14 protein-coding genes are annotated in these 14800 nt (G+C 65.9%); 10 read left to right on the top strand and 4 right to left on the bottom strand.

Translation table 11 applies throughout. The features are described from left to right. Positions 1 to 98: 98 nt before the first annotated feature. Positions 99 to 368: a type II toxin-antitoxin system Phd/YefM family antitoxin gene (locus LWH48_RS15515; RefSeq protein WP_161431566.1), complete on the top strand. Its 270-nt coding sequence runs from the start codon at positions 99 to 101 to the stop codon at positions 366 to 368. A gap of 2 nt (positions 369 to 370) precedes the next feature. Then, positions 371 to 691: a type II toxin-antitoxin system RelE/ParE family toxin gene (locus LWH48_RS15510; RefSeq protein ID WP_232913255.1), complete on the top strand. Its 321-nt coding sequence runs from the start codon at positions 371 to 373 to the stop codon at positions 689 to 691. 29 nt (positions 692 to 720) lie between these two features. On the opposite strand, the gene glnG is transcribed toward LWH48_RS15510, so the two are convergent. The 4 genes from glnG to glnA form a co-directional block, all read right to left on the bottom strand. Then, positions 721 to 2136: a nitrogen regulation protein NR(I) gene (gene glnG / locus LWH48_RS15505; RefSeq protein WP_232913254.1), complete on the bottom strand. Its 1416-nt coding sequence runs from the start codon at positions 2134 to 2136 to the stop codon at positions 721 to 723. Then, positions 2129 to 3175 (bottom strand): nitrogen regulation protein NR(II), encoded by a 1047-nt coding sequence (gene glnL, locus LWH48_RS15500; protein WP_161433044.1) that lies wholly within the window; start codon positions 3173 to 3175, stop codon positions 2129 to 2131. Before glnL ends, glnG begins: the two co-directional genes overlap by 8 nt. Before the next feature lie 376 nt (positions 3176 to 3551). Next, positions 3552 to 4112: a DUF4124 domain-containing protein gene (locus LWH48_RS15495; protein ID WP_232913253.1), complete on the bottom strand. Its 561-nt coding sequence runs from the start codon at positions 4110 to 4112 to the stop codon at positions 3552 to 3554. Between the two features lie 166 nt (positions 4113 to 4278). Continuing rightward, positions 4279 to 5685 carry a glutamate--ammonia ligase gene (gene glnA, locus LWH48_RS15490; protein WP_232913252.1) on the bottom strand — a complete coding sequence of 469 codons (1407 nt, stop codon included), beginning with the start codon at positions 5683 to 5685 and terminating at the stop codon, positions 4279 to 4281. A gap of 447 nt (positions 5686 to 6132) precedes the next feature. Between glnA and LWH48_RS15485 the strand changes: the two genes are divergently transcribed. The 8 genes from LWH48_RS15485 (at position 6133) to LWH48_RS15450 (ending at position 14744) form a co-directional block, all read left to right on the top strand. Continuing rightward, positions 6133 to 6684 carry a hypothetical protein gene (locus tag LWH48_RS15485; RefSeq protein WP_232913251.1) on the top strand — a complete coding sequence of 184 codons (552 nt, stop codon included), beginning with the start codon at positions 6133 to 6135 and terminating at the stop codon, positions 6682 to 6684. A 201-nt stretch (positions 6685 to 6885) separates the two neighbouring features. Continuing rightward, the gene (typA, locus tag LWH48_RS15480) at positions 6886 to 8736 is read left to right on the top strand and encodes a translational GTPase TypA (protein WP_161431572.1); all 1851 of its coding nucleotides are present in this window, start codon (positions 6886 to 6888) and stop codon (positions 8734 to 8736) included. Between the two features lie 144 nt (positions 8737 to 8880). Beyond that, positions 8881 to 9204 (top strand): hypothetical protein, encoded by a 324-nt coding sequence (locus tag LWH48_RS15475; RefSeq protein WP_161431573.1) that lies wholly within the window; start codon positions 8881 to 8883, stop codon positions 9202 to 9204. A 126-nt stretch (positions 9205 to 9330) separates the two neighbouring features. Continuing rightward, positions 9331 to 10776, top strand: a complete 1446-nt coding sequence (locus tag LWH48_RS15470; RefSeq protein WP_232913250.1) for a sodium-dependent transporter — start codon at positions 9331 to 9333, stop codon at positions 10774 to 10776. Positions 10777 to 10917: 141 nt separating this feature from the next. Continuing rightward, a complete protein-coding gene (locus LWH48_RS15465; protein ID WP_232913249.1) occupies positions 10918 to 11697 on the top strand; it encodes an ABC transporter ATP-binding protein in 780 nt (259 codons plus the stop codon). Continuing rightward, positions 11684 to 12388 carry an ABC transporter ATP-binding protein gene (locus LWH48_RS15460; RefSeq protein WP_161431576.1) on the top strand — a complete coding sequence of 235 codons (705 nt, stop codon included), beginning with the start codon at positions 11684 to 11686 and terminating at the stop codon, positions 12386 to 12388. The genes LWH48_RS15465 and LWH48_RS15460 overlap by 14 nt, the downstream gene beginning before the upstream one ends. A 26-nt stretch (positions 12389 to 12414) precedes the next feature. Then, on the top strand, positions 12415 to 13419 hold the full coding sequence (locus tag LWH48_RS15455; protein ID WP_161431577.1) for a branched-chain amino acid ABC transporter permease: 1005 nt from the start codon (positions 12415 to 12417) through the stop codon (positions 13417 to 13419). Next, positions 13419 to 14744 (top strand): branched-chain amino acid ABC transporter permease, encoded by a 1326-nt coding sequence (locus tag LWH48_RS15450; protein WP_232913248.1) that lies wholly within the window; start codon positions 13419 to 13421, stop codon positions 14742 to 14744. Before LWH48_RS15455 ends, LWH48_RS15450 begins: the two co-directional genes overlap by 1 nt. The last annotated feature ends 56 nt before the right edge of the window (positions 14745 to 14800 follow it).

The raw sequence follows: 14800 nt of genomic DNA, 5'->3' as shown, positions 1-14800 counted from the left end.
GCCCAGCCCCGGCAAACGGAGTAGACCCACGCTGCCGCTTGCCGGACAACTGAATAAGGACTAAATTCAGTCCATATACCCATGCGGAACCGAACGCCATGAAGTACTCAGAGAACATCAAGCCCATCAGCTATCTGAAGGCCCATGCCGCCGAAGTTTCCCGCTCGCTCAACGAGCTGCGCGAGCCCATGGTGATCACCCAGAACGGCGAGGCCAGGATGGTCGTGCAGGACATCCGTAGCTACGAGCAGACCCAGGAAACCCTGGCACTGCTCAAGATCCTGGCGCTGGGCAGCCAGCAGGTTGAACAGGGCAAGACCCTGGATGCCGCCGAGGCCTTCCAGCGGCTGCGCCGCCAGGATCGCTGACCGTGGCGCTGCGGGTCGAGCTCACGGCCTCGGCCTTCGAGGACCTTCGCGAGCTCCACGACTTCATTGCCGAAGACTCTCCCCCTGCGGCCGAGCAGCTGCTCGCCGCCATCGAAGCACGCATCATGTCGCTGGGGGAGTTCCCCGAGCGTGGCAGCCATCCCCGGGAGCTGCTGGAGCTGGGCATACGGGAGTATCGTCAGGTCATCGAACTGCCGGTGCGCATCCTCTACCGCCAGCATGACGAACGCCTCATCGTCTATCTGATCGCCCACAGCCGCCGTGACATGCAGCGGCTGCTGACTCGGCGACTGCTCAGTTAGCTTCCTCTCATGACTGCTTGGCGACCAGCCTACTCCCCGTCGGCCAGGGCCGGTAACAGAACCTTGAGCTTGCGGGTAAGGGTGTTGCGCCCCCAGCCCAGCAGCTCGGCGGCCTCGCCCTTGCGCCCCCCGGTGTGGCGCAGGGCGGTCTCGATCAGGATCTTCTCGAAGTCCGGCACCGCCTCCTCCAGTAAATGGGTATGCCCCGCGGCCAGGGCACGGTCGGCCCAGTCGCGGAAGGCCACCCGCCAGTCGCTGCTGGCGCCGGCCGTCTCGTCGATCTCGCCGCGCAGCTCCGGCGGCAGGTCCTCCACCAAAACCTCGCGCCCCGAGGCCATCACCGTCAGCCAGCGGCAGGCGTTCTCCAGCTGGCGCACGTTGCCCGGCCAGGGCAACCGGGTGAGGTGGCGCTCCGCCTCGGGGGTGAGCACCTTGACATCGGTGGCGAGCTCCTTGGCCGCCTCGGCCAGGAAGTGGCGGGTCAGCCGCGGGATATCCTCGCGCCGCTCGGAAAGCCTGGGCAGGTGCACGCGAATCACGTTGAGGCGGTGGAAGAGGTCCTCGCGAAAGCGACCATCCTCCACCAGCCGCTCCAGGTCCTGGTGGGTGGCGGCGATGATGCGCACATCCACCTTCACCGGGGTGTGGCCGCCCACCCGGTAGAACTCCCCGTCGGCCAGCACCCGCAGCAGTCGGGTCTGGGTCTCCGCCGGCATGTCGCCGATCTCGTCGAGGAACAGGGTGCCGCCGTTGGCCTGCTCGAAGCGCCCCTGGCGGCTGGCCGTGGCCCCGGTGAAGGCGCCCTTCTCGTGGCCGAACAGCTCCGACTCGATCAGGTCGCGGGGAATCGCCGCCATGTTGAGGGCGATGAACGGCTTGCCGGTGCGCGGGCTGTGCTGGTGCAGGGCCCGTGCGACCCGCTCCTTGCCGGTGCCCGACTCGCCGTTGATCAGCACCGTGATATGCGAATGCGAGAGCCGGCCGATGGCGCGAAACACCTCCTGCATCGCCGGCGCCTCACCGATGATCTCGGCATCCAGCCCCTCGGGCACGCTGATCGGGCGCCGGCGCTCCCGAGCGTGGGCCACGGCACGGCGCACCAGGGCCAGCGCCTCGTCGACGTCGAAGGGCTTGGGCAGGTACTCGAAGGCGCCGCCCTGATACGAGGCCACGGCGCTGTCCAGGTCGGAGTGGGCAGTCATCACGATCACCGGCAGCTCCGGGTGGGCCTCGCGCACCTTGGCCATCAGGTCGAGGCCGTCGATGCCCGGCATGCGGATATCGGTGACCAGCACGTCGGGCGGGTCGGCCAGCAGCCGTTCGAGGGCGGTGTCGCCGCGCTCGATGCACTCCACCTCGAGGTCGGGCTGGGCCAGGGCGCGCTCCAGCACCCAGCGAATGGCGCGATCGTCGTCGACGACCGCCACGCGTGCGACATCATTCATGGCGCGTCTCCAGGGGAATCAGCAGTCGGAATTCGGTATGGCCCGGCACGGAATCGCACTCGATCAATCCCTGGTGCTGGTGCAGGATGCCTTGTGCAATGGAGAGTCCCAGGCCGCTGCCGTCGGCGCGCCCCGAAACCATGGGGTAGAAGAGCGTCTCCTGCAGCGCCTCGGGAATACCCGGGCCGTTGTCGAGGATCGCCACCTCGCACACCAGGCGGTGGCGCTCGGCGCCCAGGGTGAACTGGCGACGCGCCCGGGTGCGCAGCACCAGGCGCGGCTCGGGGGTGGCCGCCTCGTGCATCGCCTCCACGGCGTTGCGTGCCACATTGAGTACCGCCTGGATCATCTGCGCCTCGTCGCCGGCGAGATCCGGCAGGCTGGGGTCGTAATCGCGTTCGATGCTCACCCCGGGGTGCTCGGCGAGCACCAGGGTGCGCACCCGCTCCAGCACCTTGTGGACATTGAGTGGCTGATGGCGCGTCACCCGGTTGGGACCCAGCATGGAATCCACCAGGTCGCGCAGGCGATCTACCTCCTCGATGATGATGCGGGTGAATTCGCGATGCGCCGGGTTCTCCAGATCGCGCTCCAGCAGTTGGGCCGCGCCGCGGATGCCGCCCAGCGGGTTCTTGACCTCGTGGGCCAGGCCCCGAGTCAGCACCTTGACGGTCTCCTGGCGAGTCATCAGCGCCTCCTCCCGGGAGATGCGAATCAGCCGGTCGCGGGGCTCAACCTCCAGCAACAGTTCATCGCGGGAGAGCGGGGTGGCGGTATAGTCCACGGTCAGCGGCTCACCGCCCAGCATCACCAAACGCGCCTCGCGGCGGGTGAAGGGATGGCAGGCCTCCAGCGCCTTGGTCAGCACCGCTGCCATCCCGTCCTCCTGCTCCATCAGCGAGCACAGTGCCACTCCCTGCACGCGGCTCAGGCTCACCGAGAGCAACGCCTCGGCGGCGGGATTCATCCACGCCACCCTGAGCTCGCCATCCAGCTGCAGCACGGCGGTGGAGAGGTGTTCCATCAGGCGTTGGTACATCGAAGCAGCCATATCGGGTCCGGGTTTACTTGCTCTGGAGAGGGAAGCTGCAAGAAACGGGCCAGGACGCCGAAGCCCATGACAGCACGCCCTGCAACGTATGACGGTGCAATACATGCACCAAAATAGTGCATAAGGGAGACGCCTGCACCATCTCCAGACTCGAACCGGATCAAGGCGCCGGACACGTTTGTCGTTCGGCGCGGCGGCGCTGCACCGGCTCATCCTCGGGCAGGCGTCGAGAGGGAGCGTCAGACGGAGGCGGCTGGTAGGGCGGATACTCGGAATGAGGAGGCCAGTGCCCGCCATGCGGTGGGCGACAGGGCCTGGGGCTGCCGTCCGGGCACCACGGCCAGGGTGCCCAGCGAGGGGGAAGCTAACCGGCTGGCTGGCGATTCACGTTGGCACGCAGCACATAGATGGTCACCGGCGAGGTGCGGTGGCGCACCTCGCCGCCGGCGTCCAGCAGCTCGGCCTGCAGCACATGCTCCCCGGGGTTCATGTTGGGCACCATGAACGCCGAGGTGTGCATCGCCGACTGGCTGACCTGGCCATCCACCAGCAGCCTGACGCGATGGTCCTCGCGCAGGCCGGGCTCGATCCCCAGATCCACGGCGATGTTGCCGGCCGCTCCCACCGGGAAGGCCTGCTCGTGGGTCGGCGAGACGATGCGAAAGCTGTCGTAGGGCATGAACGGCTGGCCCGGCGAGGCCGCCGCCGGGGCACTCTCGAGGCGCGGCGCGGCCTGACCGGTGCGCACCTCGCCACTGGACGGCACTACCGTGACCGGCGCCAGCTCCACCTGCTCGCCACCACGGTCGGGGTTGTCGGTGAACACCACATTGCCCTGGGCATCCGTGGTGCGGTAGATCTTCTGGGCCTCGGCGGCCACGCCGAAGGTCATGACCAGCACCAGCGTCAGCACTGCCTTGTTCATGGATCGCCCCCTGCTTGTCGCTGCGTGAGCCAGGATGGCTCGGCATCATCACTCTGCGTTGGATAGTGTAGAGAAGAAAGGGGTTCCGCCGGAAGCGGAACCCCTTTGCTGGTTCAACGAGTGCTGGTTCAACGTGACGCGCCGCCCGCCGGGGCGACGACGATCATCAGCAGCTGTAGTACATGTCGAACTCGACCGGGTGCGTGGCCATGCGCATGCGGTCAACGTCTTCCATCTTCAGCTCGATGTAGGCGTCGATCATGTCGTCGGTGAACACGCCACCCTCGGTCAGGAAGGCACGATCCTTGTCCAGTGCCTCCAGGGCCTGGTCGAGGCTATGCGCCACGGTCGGCACCTTCTTGCCCTCTTCCGGGGGCAGGTCATAGAGGTTCTTGTCCATGGCATCGCCGGGGTGGATCTTGTTCTTGATGCCGTCGATGCCGGCCATCAGCATCGCCGCGAAGCACAGGTAGGGGTTGGCGGTCGGGTCGGGGAAACGCAGCTCGACGCGCTTGCCCTTGGGGCTCGCGGTGTAGGGGATACGGATGGAGGCCGAACGGTTGCGAGCCGAGTAGGCCAGCATCACCGGCGCCTCGAAGCCCGGCACCAGGCGCTTGTAGGAGTTGGTGGAGGCGTTGGCGAAGGCGTTCAGGGCACGCGCGTGCTTGATGATGCCGCCGATATAGTAGATGGCCATCTCGGAGAGGCCAGCGTACTCGTCACCCGCGAACTGGTTGGTGCCCTCCTTCCAGAAGGACTGGTGCACGTGCATGCCGCTGCCGTTGTCGCCGACCAGCGGCTTGGGCATGAAGGTAGCGGTCTTGCCGTAGGCGTGAGCCACGTTGTGGATCACGTACTTCATCTCCTGGACCTCGTCGGCCTTCTTGACCAGGGTGTTGAACTTGACCCCGATCTCGTTCTGGCCGGCGTTGGCCACCTCGTGGTGGTGCACCTCGACGCTCTGGCCGATCGCCTCCAGGGTGTTGCACATGGCGCCGCGGATGTCGTGGAAGCTGTCTACCGGGGGCACCGGGAAGTAGCCGCCCTTGACCCGCGGACGGTGGGCCAGGTTGCCGCCCTCGATGGGTCGATCGGTGGCCCAGGCGCCCTCCTCGGAGGAGATCTTGTACATGGCGCCTTCGATATCGGACTTCCAGTGCACCTCATCGAAGATGAAGAACTCGGGCTCAGGGCCGAAGAAGGCGGTGTCGCCCAGGCCGGTGGACTGCAGGTAGGCCTCGGCGCGCTTGGCGATGGAGCGCGGATCGCGATCATAGCCCTGCATGGTGGCCGGCTCGATGATGTCGCAGCGCAGCACCAGGGTGGAATCCTCGGTGAAGGGATCCAGGAAGGCGGTACCATCCTCCGGGCGCAGGATCATGTCGGATTCGTTGATGCCCTTCCAGCCGGAGATGGAAGAGCCGTCGAACATCTGTCCGTTCTCGAAGAACTCCTCATCCACTTCCCGGGCGGGGATGGTGACGTGCTGCTCCTTGCCGATGGTATCGGTGAAGCGCAGGTCGACCCACTTGACGTCATGTTCTTCGATCAGGGCGAGCGTCTTGGCAGACATGGTGTCCTCCGGTTGAGCGTGGCTCGATGGTTGAGGTGATTCAGGCATCACGATGCTGGAACCCCAGCAAGCTGTTGTAGCACGCCGCAGGCACACTGCCCACGACGGCCCGGCATCCCGGGCGCTGACCATAACAATGCAGGCAGCGTGCCAACCCTGCACTCCATGCTCGCATGTATTCCGCAACCCATTGAATAAATTATCTATTACCCGAGATGCCGGCTGCACTCCAATGACGCACCGGCTCGCTGGTCGAGATCGCCTGACATAAACCGCACCACAACGGTGCAAAACCCGGGCAGTACGCACCATCACGAACCACCAGCCAGTGTCGGCAACGCGCCTTTGATACATTCAATAACTTCACGCTACACTTGATTACAACACTCCCCGCCGGCCGCGTCTCCTGGCCGCCACACGGAGCCTCCTCCTGGCCTCGGAGAGCCTATGGCCGCTCCTCACGGCACTCTACTGATCGATGCACGCAGTGCCGGCGCCAGGCTACCCCGAGAACTGGCACTGGTGGCCAGCCTCGCCGTCGACCAATCCTTCGAGCTCGTTGTTGTCGACGATACCCAGGATTCACGGGTCACCGGCATCGCGCGCCGCCATGGGGCACGCCACCTGCGCCTGCCCGGAGCCCCTCTGGGCCAGCGGCTCGCCACCGCCATCCCCAAGACCAGTGGCTCGGTGCTGGTGTTTCCCGTGCTTGGCTCTCTCTCCTCTACCCGCAGCCTGCTGCAACTGGCCCAACGCGTCAGCGTCGGCGAGGTCGACGCCGTGATCCTGCCCGGCAGCACGCCGGGGCTGTTCGCCCGCCTGCTGGGACGGCGGAAGCCTACCTCCATCGCCGGCATCTGCCTGACACGCCACTGGTACGAGCGCCTTGGCGGCTGCGACCCGGATCTCGACCGCGAGGCCCTCACCGATCTGGTGGCGCGCCTGCGCCTCTGCGGGGCTCGCCTGGAGCTGGCCGCCCCACATCAGCGGGGCAGCTAACCACAGCCAAACGGTGTAACGGGACCAGAACAAGGATGAGGCGAGCGGGCCGGGCTCGAGGGCACGCCATGGCAAGTCAGCAAACTTGCTACTCCTGGGCGCCGCTAGTCTGTACAATGCGCGTCCCACATCCCTGCCCCGCGCCTAGGGTACTTACCAGAACGTGTACATAGGTGCGTACATATCAGCGAGTCACACCTTATGAGCACGACCGTAAGTCCTTCAAATATCGAAAGTCTCAGGAACATTGCGATTATCGCGCACGTCGACCACGGCAAGACCACCCTGGTCGACAAGCTTCTCCAGCAGTCCGGCACCCTCGATCGCAAGGCCGAGGGGCAAGAGCGCGTCATGGACTCCAATGACCAGGAGAAGGAGCGCGGCATCACCATCCTGGCCAAGAACACCGCCATCCGCTGGCAGTCGCCGGATGGCCAGGCCTATCACATCAACATCGTCGACACCCCCGGACACGCCGACTTCGGTGGCGAGGTCGAGCGCGTCATGTCCATGGTCGACTCGGTACTGCTGCTGGTCGATGCGGTCGACGGCCCCATGCCGCAGACTCGCTTCGTGACCCAGAAGGCCTTCGATCAGGGCCTCAAGCCGATCGTGGTGGTCAACAAGATCGACCGTCCCGGCGCCCGCCCCGACTGGGTGATCGACCAGATCTTCGACCTGTTCGACAACCTCGGTGCCTCCGATGAGCAGCTCGACTTCCCGATCATCTACTGCTCGGCGCTCAACGGCATCGCCGGCCCCGATCCCGATGAGTTGGCCGAGGACATGACCCCCATGTTCCAGTCCATCGTCGACATCGTGGAGCCGCCCAAGGTCGAGCTGGATGGCCCCTTCCAGATGCAGATCTCCGCGCTGGACTACAACAGCTACGTCGGCGTCATCGGCCTGGGCCGCATCACCCGCGGCTCGGTCAAGCCCAACCAGCAGGTCACCGTCATCACCAAGGAAGGCGCCACCCGCAAGGGCAAGATCGGCCAGGTGATGACCCACATGGGCCTGGAGCGCGTGCAGACCGACGAGGCCACCGCCGGCGATATCGTCTGCATCACCGGCATCGATGCCCTGGCGATCTCCGACACCCTGTGTGACCCGGCCAACGTCGAGGCGCTGCCGCCGCTCTCCGTGGACGAGCCCACCGTCTCCATGACCTTCCAGGTCAATGACTCGCCCTTCGCGGGCAAGGACGGCAAGTTCGTCACCAGCCGCAACATCAAGGATCGCCTCGAGCAGGAATTGATCCACAACGTGGCGCTGCGCGTCGAGCAGGGCGAGACCCCGGAGAAGTTCAAGGTCTCCGGTCGCGGCGAGCTGCACCTCTCGGTGCTGATCGAGACCATGCGCCGCGAGGGCTTCGAGCTCGCCGTGGGCCGCCCCGAGGTGATCATCCGCGAGATCGACGGCGAGAAGCAGGAGCCCTACGAAGAAGTCATCATCGACTGTGAGGAGCAGCACCAGGGCGCCATCATGGAAGAGATCGGCTACCGCAAGGGCGAGCTCAAGAACATGAACCCCGATGGCAAGGGCCGGGTGCGCCTGGACTTCATCATCCCGGCACGCGGGCTGATCGGCTTCCGCGGCCAGTTCATGACCCTGACCTCGGGTACCGGCATCCTCACCAGCCGCTTCGACCACTACGGCCCGCTCAAGCCCGATGCCGCCATCGAGCGTCGCAACGGCGTGCTGGTCTCCATGGTCTCCGGCAAGGCCCTGGCCTACGCCCTCTACGCCCTGCAGGAGCGCGGCAAGCTGATCATCGACCACGGCACCGAGGTCTACGAGGGCATGCTGATCGGCATCAACAACCGCGCCAACGACATGGTGGTCAACCCCACCAAGGGCAAGAAGCTCGACAACATGCGTGCCTCGGGCAACGACGAGAACATTGTGCTGACCCCGCCGGTCAAGTTCAGCCTCGAGCAGGCCATCGAGTTCCTCGATGACGACGAGCTGGTGGAGATCACTCCCAACTTCATCCGTCTGCGCAAGAAGCACCTCACCGAGAACGAGCGCAAGCGCGCCGGCAAGAAGTAAGCGCCGCGCCCGCCTCGACAAGGCCCGCCGACCGGCGGGCCTTTTTCATGCCTGTCCGCCGGCAACGGCTTTCCCCCCTGCTTCGTGACCCTCTATGCTGCAGGCATGCCCAGCGAGCATGACCTTCACAAGAGGAGAGCCAAGATGCACAAGCACGTGGAGTGGGACGACCCCGGCGCCGACAGCGTGATGCGCCACTTCCAGCAGGACGACAGCAGCCATTCCGAGCCTGGCCCCGGTGATATCCTCTCGGCGCGCCATGAAGGTGCCGTGGTGCGGGTGAAGGTGGAGGCCTACGTGGAGGGCACCAGCATCGGCGAGGTCGCGGCGATCATCTCCGTGGACAACGGCCGTCGGCTCAAGTCCCACGGCAAGCTCGCCCTGGGCGACACCGTGCGCCTGCCCGACGAATTCCGGGCGCTGGAGCCGATCCTCGGCGACCCCAACGACAGGCGCGAGGATGACTAGTCGACAGCCTGTCCTCCCAGGACGTTAACGCGGCGTAAACGCGCACCACTGGCTCCCGACGGGCTTTTGTCGCAAAGTGGCGAGCTGGGCCCACAAGGCCAACGAACTCGAGTCGCGGGAGCACCGATGAGCACGCACAACGTCTGGACCCACAAGGGCACCTTCCTGCTGGCCGCGGTCGGCTCTGCGGTAGGGCTCGGGAACCTGTGGCGCTTCCCCTACCTGGCCGGCGAGAACGGCGGCGGGGCCTTCATCCTGGTCTACGTCCTGACCATCTTCGCCGTGGGCATTCCGATCCTGATCGCCGAGACCATGCTGGGCCGCGCCAGCCGACGCAGCCCGATCATGGGCATGCGCTTCCTGACACGCACCCATCACACCTCGCGCAGCTGGGAGACCATCGGCTGGCTGGGGGGTATCTCGGCCTTCCTGATACTGAGCTTCTATTCGGTGATCGCCGGCTGGGCCATCCACTACACCTGGCAGATGCTCACCGGCACCCTGGCCGGGGCTAACGCCGAGACCATCGCCGCCGGCTTCGACGCCCTGCTCGCCTCGCCCTCGCTGCTCACCCTCTATCACACCCTGTTCATCATTGCCTCGGGGCTGATCGTCGGGCTCGGTGTCCACCAGGGCATCGAACGCGGCCTGCGGGTGATCATGCCGGCACTCTTCGTGATCCTGCTGGTGGTGCTCGCCTATGGCGTGACCAACGGTGACTTCGCCGCCGCGGCCGACTTCCTGTTCACCTTCAATATCGCCGACCTCAGCCTGGCCGGCTGGCTCGAGGCCATGGGCCAGTCGTTCTTCACCCTGAGCCTCGGCATGGGCGCCATCATGGCTTACGGCGCCTACATGTCCGGCGAGGTCTCGCTGACTCGTACCGCCATCGCCATCGCCATGGTCGACACCGCCGTGGCCATCGTTGCCGGCCTGGCGATCTTCTCGCTGGTGTTCGGCGCCGGCCTCGATGCCGGCCAGGGCCCAGGGCTGATGTTCGTCACCCTGCCGCTGGCCTTCGCCGAGATGCCTGGCGGCGCGCTGATCGGCGGCATCTTCTTCATCCTGGTGCTGGGCGCGGCGATCAGCTCCTCCATATCGCTGATCGAGCCAGTGGCGGCCTACCTGGTGGAGCGCTTCGATCTCACTCGCCCCCAGGCGGTATTCGCCATGGTGGTGGCCACCTGGGCGCTTGGCCTGCTCACCGTGGTCAGCTTCAACCTGTGGGCCGAGGCCAGCATCTTCCACAGCCTGTTCGGGCGAAGCGCCTTCGACCTCTTCGAGCTGCTCACCAACATCTTCATGCCGCTGGGGGGCCTGTTGATCGCGCTGTTCGCCGGCTGGGCCCTGACCCACTCCGAGGTCATGAAGGAGATGCGCACCAACGAGACCTGGTTCACCCTCTGGCGCTTCCTGGTTCGCTTCGTCGCGCCGGCGGCGGTCTCCTTCGTGTTCCTGCGTGCCATCCCCCAGGTGGATGGCTACCTGATACCGGCCATCGGCGCGGTGGTGATCGTCGGCGCCTTTGCCGCCGGCCGCACCTTCCTGATGGATGACAGCCAGGAGCAGTGAGCCCTGCCGCCGCCCCTTGCCGGGCGGCAGCTCGACAGCACACCAGACGCCACGGCATGAGACAACAAGCCGATACAGCAGGTCAGTAAAACAAGATCAGTAAAAACAAGATTTATTAAAAACAACGACGAGACATTCCGCATGGCATCCATGATCGACGTGCAACACGTCAACAAGGCCTTCGGGGGCCTCAAGGTGATCAACGACTGCTCGCTCTCGGTGGAGTCGGGCTCGATCACCGGCCTGATCGGCCCCAATGGCGCCGGCAAGTCGACCCTCTTCAACATCATCGCCGGCGCCCTGCCGCTGGACAGCGGCCAGGTGCTGCTCGAGGGCGAGGAGATCACCAACCGCCCCGCCAACGAACTGTTCCACAAGGGGCTGCTGCGCACCTTCCAGATCGCCCACGAGTTCTCCCACATGACCGCGCTGGAGAACCTGATGATGGTGCCGCCGGCCCAGGCCGGCGAGAGCCTGTTCAACGCCTGGATGAAACCCGGCCGGGTACGCACCCAGGAGGCCGAGGTACGTCGCCGTGCACTGGAGGTGATCGACTTCATCGGCCTGCATCACGTCCGCAACGAGCTGGCCGGCAATCTCTCCGGGGGCCAGAAGAAGCTCCTCGAACTCGGCCGCACCATGATGACCGACGCCCGGGTGGTACTGCTCGATGAGATCGCCGCCGGGGTCAACCGCACCCTGCTCGGCGACCTGGTGGAGAACATCGAGCGGCTCAACCGCGAGATGGGCTACACCTTCCTGGTCATCGAGCACGACATGGACATGATCGCCCGGCTCTGCGATCCGGTGATCGTGCTCGCCCAGGGCAGCGTGATGGTCGAGGGCTCCATCGAGGAGATCCAGAACAACCCCGATGTCATCGAGGCCTACTTCGGAGCGACTCACGATGCCACTGCTTGAAGCACGCGACGTCTATGGCGGCTACGGCGGCATGAACATCCTCAACGGGGTGAACATGACCCTCGAGGCCGACCAGATCGGCGTCATCGTCGGTCCCAACGGCGCCGGCAAGTCCACCATGCTCAAGGCCATCTTCGGCCTGCTTGTGGTTACCCAGGGCGAGATCCTGCTGCGCGGCGAACCCATCCACAACCTGCCGCCCCACCGGCTGGTGCAGCAGGGCATGGGCTTCGTGCCCCAGGAGCACAACGTCTTCCCGAGCCTGACGGTGAAGGAGAACCTGCAGATGGGGGCCTTCCTCAAGCCGGGCAACGTCAAGCGCATGCTGAAGCAGATCTACGACTTCTTCCCGCCGCTCTACGACAAGCGCCACCAGCCCGCCGGCGAGCTCTCCGGCGGCCAGCGCCAGATGGTCGCCATGGGCCGCGCGCTGATGGCGGAGCCCAGCGTGCTGCTGCTCGACGAGCCTACGGCCGGCCTCTCACCGCTCTACATGAACGAGATCTTCGAGCAGGTAAAGCAGGTCAACGCCGCCGGCGTCGGCATCCTGATGGTGGAGCAGAACGCCAAGCAGGCGCTGGCCATCGCCGACAAGGGCTTCGTGCTGGCCGCCGGCCAGAACCGTTTCACCGATACCGGGGCCGCCCTGCTGGCGGACCCGGAAGTGGCCAGGAGCTTCCTGGGCGGCTGAGCCTCGGAGCAGGGAGAACCAACCTCGTGAATGAACTCGTCTTCTTCTTCAACTACGTGGTCGTCGCCGGCAGCGTCACCGGCTCGATCTACGCCATCGGTGCGGTGGGCGTCACCCTGGTGTTCAGCATCATGCGTTTCGCCCACTTCGCCCACGCCGACATGATGACCTTCGGTGCCTTCACGGTGCTGCTGCTGACCACCGCCTTCCCGGGGGCCGGCGCCGCCCTGGGGCTGCCCACAGCGGTGGTGATGCTGCCGCTGGCCATGCTGCTCACCGCGGCCCTGGCGGTGGGCATCGACAAGACGTTCTACAAGCCGCTGCGCGCCCACGGCGTGAAGCCCATCGTCATGGTGATCGCCTCGCTGGGCGTGACCCTGATGCTGCAGGGGCTGATCCGGCTGTTCGCCGGTACCAGCGGCGAGAGCCTCTATGTCGACGACCGCAAGGAGATCTTCCGCCTCGCCCTGCCCTTCGAGGGCGCCCGAGCCCCCATCGTGGTCACCGAGCCCCAGGTGATCCTCTTCGTGCTGACCATCGTCTGCGTGGTGGGGCTGCACCTCTTCCTGTCGCGCTCGCGGCTGGGCAAGGCGATGCGCGCCATGTCCGACAACCCCGACCTGGCCCGCGCCTCGGGCATCAACACCAACCTGATCGTGGCCGTGACCTGGGTGATCGTCGGCGCCCTGGCTGCCATCGCCGGCACCCTGCTGTCGCTGGACGTCACCTTCAAGCCCGACCTCAGCTTCTTCCTGCTGTTGCCGATCTTCGCCGCGGCCATCGTCGGCGGCGTGGGCCACCCCTACGGTGCCATCGCCGGCGGCTTCGTGGTGGGCTTCGCCGAGACCCTGGCGGTGTTCAACTGGAGTGTGCTGCTGCGCCCCTTCCATGACCGCCTGCCGGAGTGGCTGGCCAGCGCCGATAACCTCGCCTTCGTCGGCACGGAGTACAAGATCGTGGTGCCCTTCGTCCTACTGGTCGCCATCCTGGTGTGGCGACCCACCGGCATCTTCAAGGGGAAGGTGATCTGATGAGCACACAACAGCAACAAGGACAACACGAGCATCGAGAGGACCTGGTCGCCGCCCCGTCGCGCTTCCCGCTGCGTGAGGTGGTGCTGTTCGCCATCCTGATGGCCGCCATCCTCGGCGTCTATGCCGCCATGGGCGCCGCCTACAGCACGCGCATGCTGGTGGAGGCGGCCTGCTACGCCATCCTGGCCCTGGGCCTGACCATCCAGTGGGGCTATGCCGGCCAGTTCAACGCCGGGGTGATGGGCTTCGTGGCGCTGGGCGGTTACAGCGCCATGGCCTTCAGCATGCCGGTCAACAGCGAGTTCTGGGCAAGCCCCCTCTCGGGCGAACTGGGCATGGTGGTGCTGATGGCCCTGGGCGGCGTGATGGTGGTGGTCGGCGCCAGCCGCCTGCACCACCTGGGCGTGCCCCGGCGCCTGCGTACCGGCCTGGCAGTGGCCCTGGCGCTGCTCTTCTACCTGCTGGTCTCGGCCCGCCTGGGCGTTGTCACCGAGCAGATCGAATCGCAGTTCGGCTATATCGGCGGGCTGGGCCTGCCGCCCTGGCTGGGCTGGATCGTCGGCGGCGCGCTGGCCGGCATGATCGGCTACTTCATCGGCAAGGTGTGCCTGGGCCTGCGCAGCGACTACCTGGCCATCGCCACCCTGGGCATCGCCGAGATCATCAAGGCGGTGCTCAAGAACGCCGACTGGCTGACCCGCGGCACCGCCACCGTCTCGCCGCTGCCCTGGCCGGTGCCGGGTCCCGGCGAGGTGGGCTTCACCCTGGCCCGGGCGCTCTACTTCTCGGTCACTGCGGTAATGATCGTGGCGATCTTCTTGCTGCTCACCCGCGCCTACCACGCTCCCTGGGGGCGCATGATTCGCGCCATCCGCGACAACGAGATCTCCGCCGCCGCCATGGGCAAGGACATCAACCGCCGGCGCCTGGAGATCTTCGTGCTGGGCTGCATCCTGATGGGCATCGGCGGCGCCGCCCTGGGCAGCTTCAACGGCCTCTTCGACCCTCAGGGCTACCTGCCCCTCAACCACACCTTCCTGGTGTTGGTGATGGTGATCCTCGGTGGCCCGGGCAACAACCTGGGCACCATCTTCGGCGCCTTCGCGGTGTATATCATCTGGGTGATGTCCGAGCCCCTGGCGCTGGCGGTACTCGAGCTGGCGATCACCTTCGGCGAGGGCAGCTTCGGCTGGGACGCCCCCACCAACCTCGACAGCCGCGCCCTCCAGGCCCGGGTGTTCGTGATCGGCCTGCTGATCTCCCTGGTGCTGCGCTTCGCGCCCAAGGGGCTGCTGCCCGAGAAGGTCAAGCATCATGGCTGACGCCAGCCGTAAGCCGTAAGCCGTAAGCCGTAAGCAAACGACAATGCAGCATAAAC

It is taken from the genome of Halomonas sp. G15, assembly GCF_021282295.1.
Lineage (GTDB): Bacteria > Pseudomonadota > Gammaproteobacteria > Pseudomonadales > Halomonadaceae > Halomonas > Halomonas alimentaria.
The sequence above is the reverse complement of the archived record's forward strand: the minus strand, read 5'-3'. Positions and strand labels throughout refer to the sequence as shown.

Coding starts and splice junctions, on each gene's coding strand:
- glnA (WP_232913252.1), bottom strand. CDS start 5,685: ATGTCTGCCAAGACGCTCGCCCTGATCGAAGAACATGACGTCAAGTGG.
- LWH48_RS15515 (WP_161431566.1), top strand. CDS start 99: ATGAAGTACTCAGAGAACATCAAGCCCATCAGCTATCTGAAGGCCCAT.
- typA (WP_161431572.1), top strand. CDS start 6,886: ATGAGCACGACCGTAAGTCCTTCAAATATCGAAAGTCTCAGGAACATT.
- glnL (WP_161433044.1), bottom strand. CDS start 3,175: ATGTACCAACGCCTGATGGAACACCTCTCCACCGCCGTGCTGCAGCTG.
- LWH48_RS15495 (WP_232913253.1), bottom strand. CDS start 4,112: ATGAACAAGGCAGTGCTGACGCTGGTGCTGGTCATGACCTTCGGCGTG.
- LWH48_RS15460 (WP_161431576.1), top strand. CDS start 11,684: ATGCCACTGCTTGAAGCACGCGACGTCTATGGCGGCTACGGCGGCATG.
- LWH48_RS15475 (WP_161431573.1), top strand. CDS start 8,881: ATGCACAAGCACGTGGAGTGGGACGACCCCGGCGCCGACAGCGTGATG.
- glnG (WP_232913254.1), bottom strand. CDS start 2,136: ATGAATGATGTCGCACGCGTGGCGGTCGTCGACGACGATCGCGCCATT.
- LWH48_RS15470 (WP_232913250.1), top strand. CDS start 9,331: ATGAGCACGCACAACGTCTGGACCCACAAGGGCACCTTCCTGCTGGCC.
- LWH48_RS15450 (WP_232913248.1), top strand. CDS start 13,419: ATGAGCACACAACAGCAACAAGGACAACACGAGCATCGAGAGGACCTG.
- LWH48_RS15465 (WP_232913249.1), top strand. CDS start 10,918: ATGGCATCCATGATCGACGTGCAACACGTCAACAAGGCCTTCGGGGGC.
- LWH48_RS15485 (WP_232913251.1), top strand. CDS start 6,133: ATGGCCGCTCCTCACGGCACTCTACTGATCGATGCACGCAGTGCCGGC.